This window comes from Spirosoma jeollabukense (genome assembly GCF_054777855.1).
This window is the reverse complement of record NZ_BAAHAD010000002.1, coordinates 384,911-405,581: the sequence shown is the minus strand read 5'-3', so window position 1 is coordinate 405,581 and position 20,671 is coordinate 384,911. Positions and strand designations below refer to the sequence as shown.

General features: G+C 50.0%; 15 protein-coding genes. 7 read left to right on the top strand and 8 right to left on the bottom strand.

Translation table 11 applies throughout. The features are described 5' to 3' along the window. Window positions 1–51: 51 nt before the first annotated feature. The gene (locus ACYVEA_RS10050) at window positions 52–819 is read right to left on the bottom strand and encodes an SGNH/GDSL hydrolase family protein (RefSeq protein WP_461113298.1); all 768 of its coding nucleotides are present in this window, start codon (window positions 817–819) and stop codon (window positions 52–54) included. A 107-nt stretch (window positions 820–926) separates the two neighbouring features. Between ACYVEA_RS10050 and ACYVEA_RS10045 the strand changes: the two genes are divergently transcribed. Further along, window positions 927–1,538 carry an RNA polymerase sigma factor gene (locus ACYVEA_RS10045; RefSeq protein ID WP_461113297.1) on the top strand — a complete coding sequence of 204 codons (612 nt, stop codon included), beginning with the start codon at window positions 927–929 and terminating at the stop codon, window positions 1,536–1,538. Then, the gene (locus ACYVEA_RS10040) at window positions 1,528–3,315 is read left to right on the top strand and encodes a hypothetical protein (protein ID WP_461113296.1); all 1,788 of its coding nucleotides are present in this window, start codon (window positions 1,528–1,530) and stop codon (window positions 3,313–3,315) included. Before ACYVEA_RS10045 ends, ACYVEA_RS10040 begins: the two co-directional genes overlap by 11 nt. 108 nt (window positions 3,316–3,423) lie before the next feature. On the opposite strand, the gene ACYVEA_RS10035 is transcribed toward ACYVEA_RS10040, so the two are convergent. The 4 genes from ACYVEA_RS10035 to ACYVEA_RS10020 all read right to left on the bottom strand — a co-directional run bounded on the left by ACYVEA_RS10035 (window position 3,424) and on the right by ACYVEA_RS10020 (window position 6,787). Further along, complete coding sequence (locus tag ACYVEA_RS10035; protein WP_461113295.1) at window positions 3,424–4,740, bottom strand: PQQ-dependent sugar dehydrogenase; 1,317 nt, start codon at window positions 4,738–4,740, stop codon at window positions 3,424–3,426. Between the two features lie 110 nt (window positions 4,741–4,850). Next, window positions 4,851–5,213, bottom strand: coding sequence for a DUF3471 domain-containing protein (locus ACYVEA_RS10030; protein WP_461113294.1), 363 nt, complete (start codon window positions 5,211–5,213; stop codon window positions 4,851–4,853). Window positions 5,214–5,238: 25 nt separating this feature from the next. Continuing rightward, entirely contained in the window at window positions 5,239–5,670 is a 432-nt protein-coding gene (locus tag ACYVEA_RS10025; RefSeq protein WP_461113293.1) for a GNAT family N-acetyltransferase, read from the bottom strand. Window positions 5,671–5,842: 172 nt separating this feature from the next. Beyond that, entirely contained in the window at window positions 5,843–6,787 is a 945-nt protein-coding gene (locus ACYVEA_RS10020) for a threonine ammonia-lyase (RefSeq protein ID WP_461113292.1), read from the bottom strand. Between the two features lie 265 nt (window positions 6,788–7,052). Here ACYVEA_RS10020 and ACYVEA_RS10015 point away from each other — a divergent pair, with 265 nt between their 5' ends. Continuing rightward, the gene (locus ACYVEA_RS10015) at window positions 7,053–9,458 is read left to right on the top strand and encodes a TonB-dependent receptor (protein WP_461113291.1); all 2,406 of its coding nucleotides are present in this window, start codon (window positions 7,053–7,055) and stop codon (window positions 9,456–9,458) included. Here the strand turns inward: ACYVEA_RS10015 and ACYVEA_RS10010 are convergent. Beyond that, window positions 9,455–10,492, bottom strand: a complete 1,038-nt coding sequence (locus ACYVEA_RS10010; protein WP_461113290.1) for a LacI family DNA-binding transcriptional regulator — start codon at window positions 10,490–10,492, stop codon at window positions 9,455–9,457. The genes ACYVEA_RS10015 and ACYVEA_RS10010 overlap by 4 nt on opposite strands. Before the next feature lie 342 nt (window positions 10,493–10,834). On the opposite strand from ACYVEA_RS10010, the gene ACYVEA_RS10005 reads away from it, so the two are divergent. The 4 genes from ACYVEA_RS10005 (at window position 10,835) to ACYVEA_RS09990 (ending at window position 20,042) form a co-directional block, all read left to right on the top strand. Then, entirely contained in the window at window positions 10,835–13,897 is a 3,063-nt protein-coding gene (locus ACYVEA_RS10005) for a SusC/RagA family TonB-linked outer membrane protein (RefSeq protein WP_461113289.1), read from the top strand. 127 nt (window positions 13,898–14,024) lie between these two features. Continuing rightward, window positions 14,025–15,500, top strand: coding sequence for a RagB/SusD family nutrient uptake outer membrane protein (locus ACYVEA_RS10000; protein ID WP_461113288.1), 1,476 nt, complete (start codon window positions 14,025–14,027; stop codon window positions 15,498–15,500). Window positions 15,501–15,621: 121 nt separating this feature from the next. Beyond that, complete coding sequence (locus ACYVEA_RS09995) at window positions 15,622–18,189, top strand: glycerophosphoryl diester phosphodiesterase (RefSeq protein WP_461113287.1); 2,568 nt, start codon at window positions 15,622–15,624, stop codon at window positions 18,187–18,189. A gap of 128 nt (window positions 18,190–18,317) precedes the next feature. Next, window positions 18,318–20,042 (top strand): sodium:solute symporter family protein, encoded by a 1,725-nt coding sequence (locus tag ACYVEA_RS09990; RefSeq protein WP_461113286.1) that lies wholly within the window; start codon window positions 18,318–18,320, stop codon window positions 20,040–20,042. On the opposite strand, the gene ACYVEA_RS09985 is transcribed toward ACYVEA_RS09990, so the two are convergent. Together ACYVEA_RS09985 and ACYVEA_RS09980 are read right to left on the bottom strand one after the other, a co-directional pair. Then, window positions 19,998–20,405, bottom strand: a complete 408-nt coding sequence (locus tag ACYVEA_RS09985) for a putative toxin-antitoxin system toxin component, PIN family (protein WP_461113285.1) — start codon at window positions 20,403–20,405, stop codon at window positions 19,998–20,000. The two genes, ACYVEA_RS09990 and ACYVEA_RS09985, sit on opposite strands and share 45 nt — an antisense overlap. After that, window positions 20,402–20,638: a hypothetical protein gene (locus tag ACYVEA_RS09980; RefSeq protein ID WP_461113284.1), complete on the bottom strand. Its 237-nt coding sequence runs from the start codon at window positions 20,636–20,638 to the stop codon at window positions 20,402–20,404. The genes ACYVEA_RS09985 and ACYVEA_RS09980 overlap by 4 nt, the downstream gene beginning before the upstream one ends. Window positions 20,639–20,671 lie beyond the last annotated feature (33 nt).

Here is a 20,671-nt window from a genome sequence, read left to right as displayed (position 1 = left end):
TTTGCTTCGTTAAGTAAAGACGACGGTCAACATAGGTTGGCTGCAAATTCTTTATTCCTCCCGGCGGATGGCCTGAATCGTAACGATCGTTGGCGCTGATTGATAAAAATCAAATACAGAATGTCCCAATAGTTCATGACTGACAGCACTGAGGTGCTCTTTATCATTTGGCAGAAAATATTCTTCGCGTGGCTGGATCACCAAATCAGTATCGAATACACTGAATACCTGCCTGTCAGCTTCATCAAGCAATACGGCCCGGCTCTGCTTACGTAACCACCTGTTAATTGCATTCCGGTGCGGGAAAGGCGTCATCAGTAAGACATTATGGCGATACGGCCGAAGTTGTTTCATCAACACCGACAAAGCCGTCCGGGCACGTAGCGGCCACACAAATGTCAGTAGCGCGCTTCCGATACTTTTTAACCGAGTACGTATAGCTGGCAGATTGGCTGGTGGTGCTAACTCAGACGAATAAGGCACGGCCACACAAGGCGGACCGGTTAAGGTTGACTCCGTAGGTTGTAGTATCGTCTCATCGAGTTGTAACACAATCAGATCGTACCGATTTAACGGCAGTCGATCCAACGTAGCGACGATCTGGGTCATTGTTAGATTGGCGTAGGCCTCTACGGAAACCGCTTGGCCAGCCCGGCTAAACTGGCGAATAAAATGCCCTATATAACTAAGCTTTCCTCCCGACAGCCCGTAGCCGTATGTATGTTCGTCGCCAATTACCAGCACATTCATTAGATAACACAAACGGAGTGAGTAAATCCGTTTACTATCTTTACGTAACTCGTTGCGTAAGTGTGGCAATCGATTGAAAAAATTAAAAAAGAACCTGACCGATTGTTGCAACGTTATAGAACAGAATGGCGTAGTCTTGTTTTACTCAGGGATGTTTACGTAAATCTGCTCGACCTTTGTTTTTCCGAAAATCGTCTCCGTTCGCCGAAAATGACCTCCTCAGCGTCATCAGGGCTTGCCGTACAAACGATCCGCGTGCGCAACGAACGTTGTTCAAGCAGTTTTTTGGTTATGCCAAAAGCATCTGTCTGCGCTACACATCGAACGTTGAAGAAGCCGAGGACGTCCTGAATGAGGGATTTCTGAAGGCCTTCCAGCACTTGGATAGCTACGATGAAAATCTGCCTTTCAAGGCCTGGCTACGTACTATTCTGGTTAATACGGCCATCAGTCATTACCGCAAAAATCAGAAGTTAGAGCAACGCACGTCATCCCTGGAAACGGGTGAACAGGTTGCCTTCGACGAAGACATCGTCGATCACATTGCTGCTGAGGAAATCCTGGCCTTAGTACAACAGTTAACCCCAACCTATCGAACGGTGTTTATGATGCACGTAGTGGATGGCTATAGTCTCCATGAAATTGCCGGGATATTAAGCCATAACGAGGCTACCGTACGATCAAACTTCGCCCGTGCCCGGCAAAAATTACAGGTGCTTATTAAACAGGCGTACCCGTTCCACACGAACTCAGGCCCTACAACTTCCATTCCCTACCATGAAAACTGACCGCTTTTCCGATATTATCCGGCGAAAACTGGAAAGTATTCGGCCGGAATTTTCCGAGAAAGACTGGGCCAAGATGCAGTCTACGCTCCAGCAGGCAACTATGCCACAACCGGGCTCGTCAGGCACAGGCCAGCCAGTTACGGGTAGTATCTGGTCAACTCATCCCTGGATGATGGCCGCAGCCACCGTCAGTACAGTTGCGCTGGTAACGCTTGGCATCTGGCAACGTCGCGAGATTAATGAGTTACGCCAAACCGTAGGCCAACTCAATAAACAACAGGTTCAGTCTACCCAAAAGCCAGCTGAACAGAAATTGCCGGGTGATGCGCGACCGGATTTGACAAATGCCAGTGGCCTTCGTCCAAAGGATGCTGACGCATCTTCGACGCCATCCAGACAGATTGATCGACAGTCGGTTCGTCCTGATACGGTTTACATAAATCGATACGTCGCCGTGCCTTCGCCATCCCGTTCTAAACCGGCAGTGCCTGACGAAGCTCCCCTGAAGCAACGCATAGCATCGCCAACGCAGGAACACTATGCAGAAACTAGTCAGAAACCCGCTTTAACGGACGGAGTACGTCAATCAACCAACCAATCATCTACTGCACAAACTGCCCCCTATGATATTACGTCTACTTCTGATAAAGTTCTCAATAACAATCCATTAGAAACCAAAGATGCGCCTGCGAATCAGCCCGAAAATAACCGGATGATAACTGCCCGAAACGCATCTGGTAAGAAAGGAGAAAACCAGGCTACAGAACAGTTGAACGACAAGAGTCAGACAGTTGAACGGCTGAATGAGAAAAATCAGGATACAGAGCGATCCAGTGGAGCAAACCAGGTTTCGGATCGTATAACCGGGAAAAATCGGGCGACGAAATCTACGGCATCAAATCCAATAAATGCTGTTGGTACGACGAACCACGAAGGCGCCCAGGATACACCTGTCCAGCCAGCATCTTCTGTCGAAACAGGTGCGGTATCCGCTAACTATGAGTTAGCTACTAGTCGCCCACTGTCGACTAACAGCCTTAATTGGAATGCACTGATGGCGCAACGGGCCAAGCGTATGCAACCAGCACGAACAGTGCCAGTTACGCCTGCGCCGGTACAGGTTGCCGAAAAAACAAAAGTAAGCGCCCCGGAAAGTCAACCTATTAATCAGGTAGCTATCCACTTCCGGGCAGGTATCGGTGGCGAAATAGCCTCGAGCTTGTGGAGTGCGGGTGTATTCACCGAAACGCTGATTGGCAAGCATTTGACGGTTGGTGTGGGGCTTAGTCAGGCGACATACAGCGGTACGTTTATAGACGATTTCGATTTTGATGTCAAAACACGTCGTGACTTCCGGAAGGAATATGGGCTTGGGCGCATGATTGATCCCAAACGCAATATTCTAAACATCGATACAAAAACGACTCGCGTACAGATTCCACTTTCGCTCGGCTACCGAATTCCGGTTACGCAAACGCTATCGTTACTACCAACAATTGGTACATCGCTGAATCTAAAAAGCGCAGAAAATATAACCTTTTACTGTCCCGTGTATCTACCGATACATGCATACGATCAGTTTCAGCTCAGCGATAATAACCGATCAGCTCCTTTGATTAATACCTTCGCCCTGGGCGTCGGTCTTGAATGGCAACGTCGCCATTGGGTTGTGCAGACAAGCCCACTGCTAACGCTGCCGATGCAGTCTGAGAGCGACCCTAACTGGCAGAATAGCACAACGCTCGGCCTTCGGGCACGGGTATTGTTCCAGTTTTAGATAAGTCATAAGTCAGAAAGGCGTAAGTCGCTGACGCAAGCATTTTGCTCTCGTGTCAGCGACTTACGCCTTTCTGACTTATGACTTTTACGACTTTTTACTTACCCCTTATTTATTGGCTGTCACCCGCCAGATACGACCGGAGACGTCATCCGCAACGAGCATTGAGCCATCAGGCAACACCGCCACACCCACAGGCCGGCCATACGCGTCTTTGTCTTTACCGGCTAGGAAACCCGTCAGAAAATCTTCTGGCTCACCGGGTTTCCCATCCTTAAATGGTACAAACATGACCTTGTAGCCCGACAACTGAGAGCGATTCCAGGAACCATGTTGCCCGATAAAAGCGCCATTTCGGTATTTTTCCGGGAAGGCCGTCTTATCATAAAAAGCCAGTCCCAGCGAGGCAGTATGTGCGCCCAGCGGCACGTCGGGCACTACGGCCTTTTTCACTAAATCCGGACGTTCACCTTTCCGGCGCGGGTCTTCGTTCTGGCCGTAATAGGAATACGGCCAGCCGTAAAAAGCGCCTTCTTTCACACTCGTCAGGTAATCCGGCACCAGCTCATCGCCCAGTTCATCGCGTTCGTTTACCGCAGCGTAGAGTGTCTTTGTGGTTGGTTGCCAGCCCATTCCCACGGGGTTACGCAAGCCGCTGGCGTAAATACGTTCACCACTCCCATCGGGGTTAATCTCCAGAATATTTGCCCGTCGAACTTCGTTTTCAGGACCATGTTCGCCCACATTACTACCAGATCCTACCGATACGTATATCTTTTTGCCGTCAGCGCTGGCCAGTAGGTTGCGGGTCCAGTGGTTATTATAACCACCGGCGGGTAAGTTCAGGATTTTCTTGCCGGGAGCCGTTATTTTCGTCTGACCAGGTTTGTAGTCGTAACGCATCAATCCATCGGTGTTGGCTGCGTAGAAATAATTACCTAAAACCAACATACCAAAAGGCTGATTCAGTCCCGTCAAAAAGGGTTCGCGCAGATCGGGCTTTCCGTCCTTGTCGGTGTCACGAAGTAGCGTAATTCGATTAGCACTGGCAGCCGTCCGCTCCGATTTGTTACGTCCGGTAGCAGCATTGATCACAGCATTTTTAGCCCCTTTTCGCTCTGTATTTGCCTCGGCCACAAAGATGTCGCCGTTAGGTGCTACGTATATCCAGCGGGGGCTATCCAGATCGCGGGCAAATTCCGTGACGGTAAATCCTGCCGGGGCCTGGGGCGTTTTACCATCCGGCCAGCCAATTACGTTGCTGTAATTGATCGTCGATTTGGTCGCATAAGGGGCAGGGAGCACGATCGTCGTATCGGCAGTAGTGACTGCCTCCGCTTTTTGATTAGTGTCTTTTTTCTGGCCACAGGACGCCAGTGTCATTGACAGCGTAGCAGCCGCCAGCATAAAGTTCGTTGTTTTCATCGTTGAGTATACTTGTTTAAAGCGCATTTGCGTCAAGGTTATGCTTTCCAGACACAACCTATATACTCGCAAAACCACATTAATACTCAACTCATCGTACAGCTATTTGGTTAAGGATTGTCTTTTTTAGCAGTTAATTCTGTTCCCTGCGCCGACAAGGTCAGGCCTGTAACGGCTTTTGTTGTAGCATCCCGCACGAAGGTGATCATGGAGCTATAAGAACTGGTAGACTGATACGTATCGGCTTTGGCCTGTTTAACCAGTTTGTTCTTACCATAGCTATCGGCTTCCCCGAATAAATCGCCTTTTTCGGCCGTAATCGTGTATTTTTGAATAGGGCTGCCGCTGGATAAGGTGTACGAACCAAGGTAAGCTTTCAGGTTCGTCGTGTCGCCTGACGCCGTTTGGGCATTCGCTACGTTAGTAATAACCAGCAGACTACTCGCTAACAAAAGTGTCAGTACTATTTTCATGATTTTGTCTGGTTAAAGGTTTCGTTTACAGCAAACTTCGCGAAAATTTAGCATACGGGACAGGTCCTTTATAAAATACATCGCTAACAGCTTTCATCCCGAACCGCCGGTAAAAATCGGCCGCATCAAGCCGGGCATCGCACCAGATTGTAGTCGCGCCAAACCGCCGGGCCTGGGCCATAACATGCGTCAGCATCAGAGTGCCAATTCCTTGACGCTGGTAGTCGGGACGGGTAGCAAATTTGCGAAAGCGAGCCTCTTTGCCGTTCACAAACAGGGAAATAACCGAGACTAATTCTCCATTATGAAACGCTCCGCAGTGGCGTCCATCGGCATCATTGTCGACTTTTACATAGTCAAACGGCTTATCAGGCCAAAGTACGGCGTGGCGCAGGGCATAGGTTTGTTCAGCCGTAATCGATTGAATGGAAAGGGCCGCGGACGGGGATACAATCATGTTTAGAAGGTTATATGTAGGTACTATTAGGCGGTCAAATTACCACTTTTGAACACTACGAACCTCATTAGTCGTTAAAATCTATTAGGTGGCCAGACTGACAGCCCCTAGTTTTCGACGAACGAAATACGTGCTCCGGCTTCAGTCGCCACACACTAGCCATTTCCAAAAATCAGAACGGCAGCTTTCCCAGATCGACGTTGCCGCCGGTGATGATAATACCGATCTTTTGTCCCGCAAATTGCTCTTTGTGCTTCAGCACGGCAGCCAATGGCACGGCAGACGACGGCTCGATAATGATTTTCATTCGTTCCCAAACCAGCTTCATGGCCGCACTTATCTCGGCATCCGAAACGGTTAAAATATCCGCTACGTGTGCCTGGATAAGAGCCAGCGTCCGTTCGCTAAGGGTCGTCATGAGCCCGTCGGCAATTGTGTTGATATAAGGCGCTTTTTCGACCTGGCCGCTATGAAAAGATAATATCGCATCGGCCGCGCCCTCGGGCTCACCCGCAATAACCTGGGTCGTTGGCGATAAGTAATGGGTGGTTAAGGCCGTGCCACTCAGCAGTCCTCCCCCACCGACCGGCGCCAGTAGTACGTCAAATGGACGACCTTCAGCGTCTTCGATCAGTTCTTTGGCGGCCGTAGCCTGCCCGGCAATCACGCGATCATCATCAAATGGGTGAACCAGCACGGCGCCCGTTCGTTTGATCACTTCACGTACGCCCGCTTCTCGGGCCTCGAGCGTTGGTTCGCATTCAATTACTTCAGCACCATAACCAAGCACGGCGTCTTTTTTCACTTTAGGAGCTGTGCGCGGCATCACAATGTAAGCGGGCAGGCCCACCTGTCGGGCGGCAAACGCGACAGCCTGGGCATGATTACCCGACGAATGGGTTGTAATTGCCGTCCCTTCCTGATGTTGAACAACCTGCAGCACGGCGTTCAGCCCACCCCGCGCTTTGAAAGCCCCTATTTTCTGAAAGTTTTCACACTTAAAATAGATCTCGGCGCCTGCACGTTCGTTGATCGTTTGATTGGTCAGAACGGCGGTTCGGTGGATGTAAGGCCGGATGCGGTCGTGGGCCTCTTGAATGGAATCGAAAGAAATCATCAGGAACGTATTTGTCGAATACCGGCAAATTACGAAGAAAACGGCCGCTACCCGTGTTAGCAAATCTGCTTTTCTTCTAAAAAATATGATCTGCAACTAGGAGATTTACCCTGACTTTACCTTCTAAATACGGTTCCCCTCTTTCGATCATCCACTCACGTGCAGACAACCCTATTCCTTGACGCAACAATCAGTTTACGCTACGTAACGAGGCATCAGAATAGTCCGTCGGCACCATACTCAACATCAAGTTTTCACCTATCGCATGAAATTCTATTTACTACTGCTAAGCCTTTTTACCTTTTTAACACTAGCGCAGGGACAAACAGAACGCCAGTTCTCGATTCGGGGCACCCTGGTCGATGATCAGAACAAGCCTGTTCCTTTTGGAACGATTGCCCTTTATCAAAACGCCAAATCGACCCCGGTAACAGGTGCCATCTCTAACGAAGCAGGTCAGTTCGAGATACGTAGTAAGTCGGGTCAATTCGCTATAAAAATCAGTGTAGTATCGTATCAGGATCGAAGCCTACCAATCATTACTATCGTGGATAAAGACCTTGATCTGGGAAACCTTACCATCAAATCCAGCACTAAAAGGCTGGAAGAAGTTGTCGTGAAAGGCGAACGGAGCCAGATGGAACTGGCATTGGACAAAAAGATATTTAACGTTGGAAAAGATTTGGCCAATGCTGGCGGCACAGCCTCCGATATTCTGAGCAACGTGCCCTCCGTTGCGGTCGATGCCGAAGGCAATGTTAGCCTCCGGGGAAGCAACAGCGTCCGCATTCTGATCGACGGAAAACCATCGGGGTTAGTGAGTTTTAAAGGCGGCAGCGGCTTGCAGCAGTTACAGGGCAGCAGTATCGAACGGGTCGAGGTGATTACGAATCCATCGGCACGCTACGAAGCCGAGGGCATGGGCGGCATCATCAACATCGTTTTAAAGAAAGAACACAAGGAAGGCATCAATGGCTCGTTCGACCTGATTACGGGTTACCCGGCCAATTTCGGACTGGCTGCCAACATCAATTACCGACGGAAGAACCTCAATTTCTTTGTCAATTACACCGCTTCCTACCGGAATACGCCGGGCCGCAGTTCGCTTTATCAGGAATTATACCGCAACGACACGACTTTCGTTACGCAGCAAAATTCGACGTCTAAGCTTAAAGGACAGAATAACAATGCCCGCGCCGGTCTTGACTATTTTTTCAATGCAAAGAACGTACTGACAGCCGCTTATACGTATCGACTGAGTAAAGGAAAACGCTTTGCCGACATCAATTACCGGGATTACCAATTTAACCTCAATAACCTACGTAGCATTACCAGCCGCACGCAGGACGAAACAGAAACTGAGCCCAATTCGGAATATACCCTGACCTACAAACGAACATTTGCGCGGGAAGGTCATGAACTTACCGCCGACATTCGCTATCTGGATAACTGGGAAAGCTCGGATCAATATTTCGCCCAGCAGACGTTTCAGCCCGATGGCAAGACGCAGATGATCCCGTCCGTTTTGCAACGGTCCGTCAATGACGAGACCGAAAAGCAGTTTCTGGTTCAGGTCGACTACATTCAGCCGTTCAGCAAAAATGGCAAAGTAGAAGCCGGTTTACGGAGTAGTTCGCGGGATATGACCAATGATTATTCGGTGACGCAACAGGCCGGAGATGGCGCCTGGTCTCCCCTACCCGGCCTGACCAACTACTTTATCTATGAGGAACATATCAACGCGGCTTACGGCATTATTGGTAATAAAGCCCGTAAATTCTCCTACCAGGCGGGGTTGCGGGGCGAAATAACCGACGTAACCACTACGTTACGGCAAACGAACGACGTTAATCCGCGCCACTACGCCAACCTGTTTCCGAGCGTACATTTCACGTACGATCTGCCACGTCAGCATGCGCTGCAACTTAGTTTCAGTCGCCGGATACGGCGGCCGCAGTACAACGATCTGAGTCCGTTCAGTACCTATAGCGACAACCGTAATTTCTGGAGCGGCAACCCCAACCTGAATCCTGAATTTACGAACGCTTTTGAACTTGGGCACATCAAATACTTTGGAAAAGGCTCGATCAGTTCATCGGTCTATTATCGACATACCACCGACAAAATTCTGTCGGTACGTCGGGTGAATGATCAGGGTTATTCCACCACCCGGCCCGAAAACCTTCAGAGCGAAAATTCATACGGCGCCGAATTTGCGGGGTCCTTTTCCCCGTATAAATGGTGGAAACTCGACGGTAGTTTCAACTTTTTTCGGGCAGTCACCAATGGTAGTAATCTGGACGTGAATTACCAGAGTGATACGTATAGTTGGTTTACACGGCTTATTTCCCGATTTACGATCTGGCAATCAACGGATATTCAATTACGTGGCAACTACGAAGCGCCCCAGCAAACGCCACAGGGGCGTCGGAAAGCACTTGCTACGTTAGATCTTTCGGTTAGCAAAGATGTACTTAATAATAATGGTACGTTGACACTCAATGTGCTTGACGTGTTCAATTCGCGTCGCTTCCGGTCAATTACCGAAGGGCCTAACTTCTACGCTGAAAACAGTTCGCAATTCCGGCTTCGTCAGATTAATTTAACGTTCAGCTACCGGTTACGGCAGGCGAAAAAGAAGCCGAAGGAAGGTGGTGAGGGTGAGTTTTAAACCGGTTGCAGTTCACTCCTCACCGTCGAGCCGCGCACAATCAGGCTCGTTGGCAACACAATCCGTTCAGGCTGGAACTCGTCTTCCCTGGCTTCCAATTGCCTGATTAACAGTTGAGCCGCCTGCTGACCCAGTTCGCTGACGGGTTGCGAGACCGATGTGAGACCCGGTTCAATCAGCGACGATATGGGGTCATCACTAAACCCAACGATTGCCAGATCGTCAGGAACGGAAAGGCCCCGGCGTTTGGCTACGTTCAGGGCTTCGAGGGCAGTGGGGTCATTCATGGCGAAAAGCGCGTCGGGTGGATTGGGCAAATTAAGCAGATGATTTACGTAGATATTTGCCTTATCCAGATTCAGATCATAGGCGATAACCAGCTCAGGATCAAGAGGTATATTATATTGCGTTAGCGCATCCCGATACCCACTGAGCCGATTGCGACTATTCATGAGCGTATCTGGTCCGGCTAGGTGCGCAATCCGCCGTCGACCTGTCTGGATAAGGTGCTCGACTGCCTGAAACGCTCCGTTGTAATCGTCCACCGTTACGTTCGATACATTCATGTCTTCGCACACCCGGTTGAAAAACACGACCGGAATGCCTTTGCGCTGGAATACCTTGAAGTGATCGAAGTTGCGGGTTTCCTTCGTGTGCGACACAATGAGCCCATCCACGCGGCTGGCGAGCAGGGCTTTCGCATTCGCCACTTCGGTTTCGTAGGACTCATTCGAGTGGCAAATCACTACGTTGTACCCCGATCTGGCCATTTCTTCCTGCGCCCCAATGATGACTTTAGGGAAGAAAAAGCTGATAAACTCCGGCACCATAATCCCAACCGTCCCCGTACGATTCGTCAGTAGGGAAATCGCCAGTTGGTTTCGTTGATAGTCGACCTGAGCGGCCATGTCGAGGATTCGCTGGCGTGTTTTTTCATTCACGTTCGGATGGCCCGTCAAGGCTCGTGACACAGTCGATTTGGAAATTCCCAACGCGTGGGCAATATCAATTATGGTTGTCTGATGCGTCGCCATTCTTTTCGACTAAATATAATTTATCCAATTTTATCACCGTAGCCACTACGTTGCTTACCCCAGTTCATCAGTAAGTCTGATGGAATTATTGGGAACATTCCCAAAATTTTGGGAATGTTCCCAATAAAAAAAGTCAATTAAATCTTTGCAGAATCACTATTCAATAGTAATATCAACATACAGAGCGAAAAACAACGGAAAAGTCCTTTAGATGAGGTGTTCATCAAAAAAAACTAAATTCTAGCGAATACGCTCTCTCTAAATTTTCACCAGTAACTATTTTGTACTTTTTCAATTTCACTCATTCCTAAAACCAAAAGAGTAGCTTAGGCTGCTTTGCTTATGCGATCATTTTTATCACTACAAACCGTGGTCGGCCTAGTCGGTCTTTTGCTGACTACACTGGTGGGTCAGACGCAGGCTCCGCGCACGGCCACCATCACGGGGCGAGTCACCGACGCCGTTACAAACGATGGCCTGCCGGGAGTCAACGTTGTTGTGAAGGGCTCCCAGCAGGGAACTACCACAAACGCAAACGGGCAATATACCGTAACCGTACCCGCAACGAATGCCACGTTGACGTTTTCGTATATCGGATACGTACCACAGGATGTGGCCGTAGCGAATCGCAGCACGATCGACATTGCCTTACAATCCGATGACCGATCGCTGAATGAAGTCGTTGTTGTCGGCTATGGCACCCAGCGCAAAATCGAGACGACCGGTTCTATCGCGTCCGTTAAATCGGCCGATCTGGTGCAAACGCCCGTTTCTAACGTAGCACAGGGCTTACAGGCGCGGGTTTCGGGCGTTCAGGTGAGCCAGAATACAGGGGCGCCGGGCGGCAATATCAGCGTGAGAATCCGGGGTACCAACTCGATCAACGGTAACTCCGAACCGCTCTACATCGTCGATGGAATTCAGATTTCCAACGGCACCAACAACAGCAATGAGATCAATAATGTCAGCCCACTTTCGACCATCAACCCGAATGACATCGAATCAGTCGAAATCCTGAAAGACGCGTCAGCGTCGGCGATTTACGGCTCCCGGGCGGCCAACGGCGTTGTATTGATTACGACCAAACGGGGTAAAACCGGCGCCACTCGTGTAACCATTGATAGCTATTATGGCGTACAGAAAGTAAACAAAACGCTGCCGCTTCTGAATGCCGCCGAGTTTGCGCAGGTAGAAAACGAGACGTTTAAAAATAATTACTACCCAAATCCATCGTCGCTGGGCGAAGGAACCGACTGGCAGAAAATCATTTTCCGGCAGGCGCCCATTCAAAGCCATCAATTGTCGATTAATGGCGGAACGGAGAAAACCCAACTCGCGCTTTCGGCTAATTATTTCAATCAGGACGGGATCATCATCAACTCCAACTTCAAACGTTATTCCTACCGGCTGAACGTCGACCATCGAATCAGCGAACGGATCAAGATAGGAACCAGTATTCTGGGGAGTTATGCTGTTAATGCGGGGGTCACTACGGGTTCGCAAACCATTGGCGATGCTGCCGTTGTCACGAATACCATTCTGGGTGCGGCTGTTGGTGCGCCACCTACGCTACAGCCCTACCGCGAAGATGGCAGCATCTTCCCGTTTGGAGAGCAGGCGAATGGCCAGTACCGGGAGGTTATAAACCCACTGAACTATACAGCAATTCTGAACCAGACCGCTATCCGGCGGACGCTGGCTAACCTGTATGGCGACTTTTCGATCATGAAAGGGCTTACATACCGGGCTTCATTCAACATCGATATGCAGAATAGCCTTCGCGATACGTACTCTCCCCGCTCAATTGTCAACAAATCGGATTTGAATGACAATTCGGGAACAGGGTCAAAAACGAACACGAACAGCATGGCGCTTCTGCACGAAAGTATTCTGACCTATAATACTACGTTCACGAAAGACCATTCCTTCAAAGCCACGGCGGTGTTTGGTACTCAGGTGGAGAACTATAACCAAAACCAGATCAATGTGAATGGTTTTCCGAATGATGCGACCCAGAATGAAGCGCTGCAATTAGCGCTCAACCGCACGGTGAGCAGTAACCGCACAACGCAGCGACTGGATTCATATCTCGGACGTATCAACTACGGCTTCAAAGACAAATATTTTCTGGACCTCACAGCCCGTATTGATGGCTCAAGCCGGTTTGGAGCGAATCACAAATATGGATTGTTTCCGGCGGTATCAGCGGGCTGGCGACTTATTGAGGAACCATTTGTTAAATCGGTTAGCTGGCTCTCCGATCTAAAACTGCGGGCCAGTTACGGTATCACCGGAAATGCCGCCGGAATTGACCCCTATCAGTCGCTGGCAACGGTTTCGGCACCCAATCCGGGCAGTGATTATAACATCAATCACGCTTACATGATTGGCATCAATCCGTCGGGTATTGCCAACCCCGATCTGCGTTGGGAACGTTCGGCCCAAACCGACATCGGTCTGGATGTAGCCTTCCTGAATAATCGGATTAGCCTGATTATGGACGTTTACCAGAAAACAACCAGAGATTTGCTCTACGTAAAAACCCTGCCGTTGAGTTCGGGTTATGCCACGATTACCGGCAATTATGCCTCGCTCGAAAACAAAGGGCTGGAACTGGCCGTCAATGCCCGGATTCTGGAGGGGCCTCTGAAATGGAGTGTGTCGGCCAATGCTACGTTCAACCGCAACAAATTACTGGATCTGGATGGCGGCACAACGCAGGAACGATTCGTAACAGCCTATTCCATTTTGCAGGTGGGCAGTCCACTGGGTTTGTTTAAGACGTATGTTTTTGATGGTATCAACCAAACGGGCGAAACGATTTTACCGGGTTACGGTGGTACGTTAGGTGGCCAGAAAGTAAAAGATCTTAACGGTGACGGCACAATCTCATCAGCCGATCAGATCATTACGGGCAATCCGAATCCGAATTTTATTTACGGATTCTCTACAAATCTCTCCTACAAAGGATTTGACTTCAGTGCGTTTCTGTCGGGTTCACAGGGCAATGATATTTACAACGCCAGCCGCCTTTCGTTTAGCCTGCCCCTGGGGCAACGTAACATGCTGAAAGGCGTGGTCAACCGATGGACGCCCACGAATCCGAGCACGGAATATCCTGCCCCGGCGCAGGGAGGCCGTATGCCCGTGAGTAACTACGTAGTGGAAGATGGTTCCTACCTGCGTTGCAAGAACGTAACGCTGGGCTACAGCCTTCCCCGCATCAAAGGCATCCAGAACATTCGGGTGTATGTGAGCGCCAACAACCTCTTCACGATCACCAACTACAGCGGATTTGATCCGGAAGTCAATACGTATGCGGGTTCAAATACGGCTATTGGCATCGACAACCTCGTGTATCCACAAGCCCGGTCGTATCTGGGTGGTTTACAAATCACTTTCTAAACCGGGATTACACAGATTTAAGGATTTATTAGATTTTGTTTTCGCTTCTTCGAAACGCTCTTTCAATTAGCAAAATCCTGTAAATCCATCAATCAGCTAAACTCCGGTTCAGACACTCCTTAAACGCATGAAAAAGATACTCATTCCTATACTCGTAGCTTTCTGTCTGGCAAGCTGCACACTGGACGAAACGATTTATTCGTCTATTTATACCGAAGCTTTTTACAAAACGGCCTCCGATGCCGAGAAGGGGCTGATTGCAGCCTATGATCCGCTGGCCGATATGTACAGCGGCCCGGCGATGACGATGGTACCTGACTTCAGCGATGATCAAACGTACCCACGAGGGGTTGTTGGTCGTAACACGTTGACGCTCTTCTCCTACGACATCAATTACACCGTTCAGAAGAGTAATTCAAGGACCAATGAATCACCTCAGCAAATCTGGGCGTCGGGTTACGATGGCATTGAGAAGACCAACTGGCTTATTGCCAAAGTCCCTGCGGCCAACATGGATGAAACCCGAAAGAAGCAGATTATTGGGGAAGCGTATTACCTGCGGGCATTCTATCTGTGGGCGCTGACCAAAAATTTCGGCGATGTCGTTATTAAAACAACCCCTAGCTATTCAGAAGCGGATGCAGTAGTTGGCAAGAGCCCAAAGGCCGACGTGTATAAGCAGATTTACAGTGATCTGGATCAGGCCTTTGCGGCTGGCTTACCCTCCTATCCGGCCGTTGATAAAGGGCGTCCCTCGAAAGAAGTCGTCAATGCGCTATATGCCAAAGCCGCGTTGTATAACGAAGACTGGGCGAAGGCGCTTGAAAAAGCCCAAGCCGTTATTGCTTCCGGCAAATATTCGCTCATGCCCGATGTGCGTAATGTCTATAAGTACGATCAGGAAGATGCCGCCCGCATCGAGAATATGTGGGCTTACGAGGTGGACCCCATCTCACCCGGTCGGTCGCACCAGTTGACAGGACTTTGCGGCCCTGCCGGTAGCGCCGGGGCCGATTATGGCCGAACAACGTTCGGGTCGATGTTCGCCTACATGTCGTTTTTCAGATCCTTTAACCCAGTCGATAAACGGCGCCAATTGCTCGACACAAACTACGTGGATCGAACGGGTAAAATTATTCCGCAACGTAGCATTACGCCCATCACTACCGACGCCGTACTGATTAAGAAATATCAGGACCCGAATACAACAACGGGGATGATTTGCAATATTCCTATTCTGCGCATGGCGGATGTGTACCTGATTGCTGCGGAGGCCGAAGCCCGGCTAAACGGCGCATCAGCGACGGCTTACGGCTATATTAACACCATTCGGAAACGCGCGGGTCTGCCAGATTTACAAACTGGGCTTAGCAAGGACGCTTTCATTGATGCAGTCATTCAGGAACGCGCCTGGGAGTTTTTTGCCGAGGGTGATCGCTGGTACGACCTGACTCGCACGGGTAAATTTCTGACGGTAATTCCGAAAGCGGTGAATAGTGTATACCCAACCCGACCTGTGCAGGCGAAAAACAAGTATTTCCCCATTCCACAGGATGAGTTGAATGCGAACCTGAAGCTGGAGCAAAACCCCGACTGGAAGTAAATAGAACCCCCAACCCTCTAGAGGACGGTCGGCCGCTGCCGGGCTTTTGCTGGTCTTAGAGATAGTCAAAGCCCCCTTCAGGGGGTTGGGGGCCACTGTCATCCTTAACCATTCTCTGTCAATGCGTTATATCTGTAAAATTGCTTTTCTGACGTTGTGTTGGTTAACAACCCAGGCCCAACAGCCCGTTTCGCTGACCAATGATCACCTAAAGATCATCTGGACAAACACGCCGAAAGGCTGGACCATTAGTCAGGTGGCCGTGCGAAAAGGGAACCAGTGGGTGAACATGGCTGCACCATCCGGCGAAAATACCTTACTGTATGTTGCCGAAAAGCCCTCAGAGAAGGCCGACACTACGTTCAAAGATATTACGGGGCAAGAGTTTCCGGGACCGAAATACCACTACCAGCAGGAACAGTGGGCCGAAAGCACCAATCCTGTTTCGTTGAATAAAGCCGGGCAGGCCATTTACTTTTTCCCGAAAGAGGCCACGCGACCGGCCAAAACGAACGTAACGTTTCAGCAGGAAACCAACGTAGCGACCATCCAAACAGACTGGTCGCTGGACCCTAAATTCCCGTCGGATATTATTGTCAAACAGACGATTACGCCGAAGAAAGATGGCTACTTTTCGCTGGCTTCGCCTACGCTGGCCAGCACAACTGAGCAAAACCTGGCGTGGGCGACCGTACCCGGTTATTTCCAGGGCAATAAATTACAGAAAAACTTTGCGCTAGCCTACGCCTATGGACACGGCATTCCGAACCTGCCCGTTGTGTATCGCGAGCGGTGTGCCAGTACGTTATGCCCGATCATAAGCACGAAAAATGGCGTAACAATTTCCGTTATTCCCGAACCGGGCCTGTCACGTGATCCCTGGGCCAGCGACAAAAGCACCCAGACGCAGTGGAACATCGGGCTGTCGCACATGAACCGCAAAGCCCAGCTTTCGCCAACGCTTTATTATCCGGTTTTGGGAGAATCAAAATCAGCGATGAAAACGGGAAATGCAATCAGCTACACGTTCCGATATAGCCTGACCGACGGGGACTGGTTCAAGGCGCTCAATCACGCGGTGTATGACGTTTACCAGTTTAAGCAAACACTGGGCTTACGTCAGTCAAAACAATCGCTGACGAACCGTATCGAGAAAATGCACCATTACCTAACCGATCCCAAAACGTCGTTGTGGAATATCGAAGATTTTGAGGGAAAGCAAATTGGGGCGCAGTCGTATCTGGGCGGTGTTGTTGGTTCCAACAAAGACGCCATGAAAAATTCCGATTATGGCGCGATGTGGATGCTGGCCAATGCCACGCATGATCCGTTGCTGACGAAAAATGTGCTTCCCTACGCGGAGAATTTCAAATTAGCGCAACAGGAAACCGCCGACAATTTTTTCAAAGGGGCACCGGAGGGGCAATACTATTTGGCGAAAGCGCACAAGTTTGTGGAGGAATGGGGCGAAGTGGTTGAACCGATGGGGCTAACGTATTACACCATGCTCGACATTGGAAACATGCTTCTGTTCGAACCAACCAACACCGAACTAAAGGCGCGCCTTCGCCTGGGTGCCGATCGTTTGCTAACCTGGCAAAAACCAGATGGCCATTGGGCGGTGGCCTACGACCGGCACTCCGATCAGGAGGTTTTCAAAGACATTCAGGATGTCCGTCCTACGTTTTATGGCCTGATTGTGGCCTACCGAGTGCTGAACGATCCGAAGTACTTAGCCGCTGCCCGCAAAGGGGCAGACTGGTTTCTGAAGAATGCGATAGAAACAGGCAGCTTTCTGGGGGTTTGCGGAGATGCCCGCTACGCACCCGATTTCGCCACGGGGCAGTCAGCCCAGGCCTTGCTGGATCTGTATGATCTGACCAACGATGTTCGCTACAAAAACGCGGCCATCATAGCCGCCAAAATTTACACAACGTCGATCTATACGCACCCGATTGCCAACCATACCCCAAAGACTGTCAATGGAACAGCCCGCGAAGATTGGGAGATTTCGCAGACGGGACTGAGCTTTGAACACGGTGGTATTTTTGGATCGGCTAATCGGGCAGGCCCTATCCAGTTATGCAGCCACGCGGGCTTGTTTATCCGCATGTATCAACTCACGAAAGAGCCTATTTTCGCTGATATGGCCCGCGCCGGGGCCATCGGTCGAGACGCTTTCGTTGAGCCCAAAACGAGCGTGGCGTCCTATTACTGGAATGCCATGAACCGGGGCGCCGGGCCCTATCCACACCATGCCTGGTGGCAGATTGGCTGGCTAACCGACTACCTTATGGCCGAAGCCGAACTACGTTCGGCGGGTAAAGTGACCTTCCCGCGCGGCTTTGTGACGCCTAAAGTGGGGCCGCACCAGACATATGGATTTAAGGCCGGAACGGTGTACGGCCAACCTGCTACGTTGCTCATTCAGGATGGTTTGGTCCAACCCAGCAGCCCCGTCATTGACTACGTACTGGCTCGTTCTGCCGATCAGAAAAAGCTGTATGTCGTTCTGCAAAACAACCGGGCGCAGGCAACCCAGGCAACCGTCAAACTGAATTCGGACGTTTTGGGCAAACATATTGCAGAAACTAAATGGCTTCCTACAAATCAGGTCATTGCTGCCGATGCTATTTCGCTCGATTTACCGGGTTTCGGACAGCAAGTGCTGGAAATTGATTTACAGTAAAGGTTGAGCGTAGTCGCTGACTACGTTCGAGCGCTACCCGGTCTCTGACCGGTGGTAAGAATTCCGGTCGGAGACCGGATAGCACCACGACGTAGTTAGAGACTACGCCGAACAAGTAGAAATTAACTATGAATACAACCATTGATACAGCCGTCATTGTCATTTTCTCGGCCTTCGTGCTGGCCATCGGGATGCTCTTTGCCCGAACAGGGCGAAACCTGAAATCCTTCTTTGCCGGTGGAGAGGCTGTGCCATGGTTCATTGGTGGACTGTCGTTGTTCATGAGCTTTTTCTCCGCCGGTACGTTCGTCGCCTGGGGGTCCATTGCCTATAAACATGGTTGGGTGGCCATTACCATTCAATGGACCATGTGCATTGGCGCGTTGATAACAGGGCTTTATCTGGCACCGCGCTGGAAAGCAACGGGCGCACTTACGGCCGCCGAGTTTATCCGGGCGCGACTGGGCGAAACGGTTCAGAAGGTGTATATATTCATTTTCACGCTGGTGTCGTTGTTCATCAAAGGGTCGGTACTTTACCCGGTTGCCAAACTGGTTAGTTCATCGCTCAATTTGCCGCTGGTTCCCTGTACCATCGGGCTGGGCCTGTTCATGATTGCCTACACCGCCGTGGGTGGACTATGGGCCGTGATGGTCACTGATATTTTGCAGTTCGTAGTATTGTCGGCAGCGGTGTTTATTCTGCTGCCTCTGTCGCTGGACAAAGTGGGCGGCTGGAATGGCTTCACCAGCAACGTACCGGACGATTTTTTCAACCTGCTGAATGGCGAATACACCTTCGGATTCATTGCCGCGTTTGTCATCTATCACATTTGCTACATCGGCGGCAACTGGACGTTCGTGCAGCGATACACCAGCGTCGATAGCCCAAAGTCGGCAAAAAAAGTGGCGTTTCTATTTGCAGGACTGTACCTCATTAGTCCTGTCATCTGGATGATGCCGCCCATGATTTACAAGGCCATCAACCCATCCTTAACCGGGCTGGACACGGAAAACGCCTACCTGATGATCTGCAAACTTGTTCTGCCGCCGGGTCTGCTGGGTCTGATGCTAACGGGTATGTATTTCTCGACCTCGGCCAGTGCCAACACGGCGCTGAATGTAGTATCGGCGGTTTTTACGAACGATATCTACAAAGGGTTGATCAATCCGGCGGCTTCGGACAAGAAACTGATGCGTGTGGCGCGTGGCTCGTCCTGGGTATTTGGTCTGGGCATGATTGTAATTGCGTTACTGGTTCCGGCAGCGGGCGGCATTGTCAACGTAGTGTTGAGCATCTCGTCCATTTCCGGCGGGCCGCTGCTGGCCCCTCCCCTCTGGGCGTTGTTTTCCAAACGTCTGACCAGCCGGGCAACGCTCTGGGTGACGGGCATCGGCCTGACTGTCAACCTGTTTTTCAAAGTACTATCCCCGATCCTTTTTGATTTTAAGTTAACACGGGGCGAAGAAACCATTGTTGGTGTGGGTTTACCATTGCTCTTACTACTAGCCTACGAACTATATGCCCGATCAAAAGACGTAACAGCAGCCGAGTATTATCAATACCTCATTAACCGTCAGCAGAAACGAGACGACGCCCAGATCGAATCCCCGGAAGAAGCGTATGCGGTAAAAAAACAGAATCGTTTCGGCTTACAGGTCATTGCCGGGTCGTTGGTATTTACGGCTATAATGTTGTTCGGCTTAAGCTTTCTGACGACACAGGGAGCTACCATTACAGCCGTCATTTCTGGCGTGGTGCTAATAGCGGCACTGATTCCCTGGCAGGCATCGAAACGGGTTCAACTATCAGGTCCGGCACCAGTCGAGAAACTCATCAATTCGAATCACTGATAAGCGGGGAAATTCTATGTCACGGAGGATAGAAAAATGGCGGTCTTCAGAAACCAAATGGTCTGCATTTGCAACCAATGCACAATCGGCGTATTTGTTATCGTCGGGGTCGTTGTGCATTAATCCCCACTCAAAATATATGGATTGCAACGTGCAGTTTTCAAGCGAGAGGAGAAGTTTTACAACATTATCCGCAACCGATGGGGAGGCTTTCTCGGCTAATTTTTCATGGTATTCCGATAAAATATCATTACTCAGGATCAACTCAAACTTGCCCCCTTTCAAGGAATCAAAAATCGGTCGGTATTTTGACGTAACAGGAAGAGAAATCAGTAGAACGTTTATATCCAGTACAACTCTCATCGAACAGAGGGACTACGCAAATGCTCATTTTTCCAGTTCTCGATGGTCTGCTCATTCCACCCTTTTTCTTGCCATAACTGATCCATTTCGCTATCAATTCGCTGGGCAAAATAATCAGCCAGCAAAAGTCGAATTTCCTTTAACTCTTCTTCAGAAACGGTATAAGGATACAACTTCAGTAACTCCATTTGAAGATTGCTCAATTTCGTGGGTATGGTCTGAGAGGTTGCCATAGCGTAATTCTTTTTTACAAATATAAGATAAAG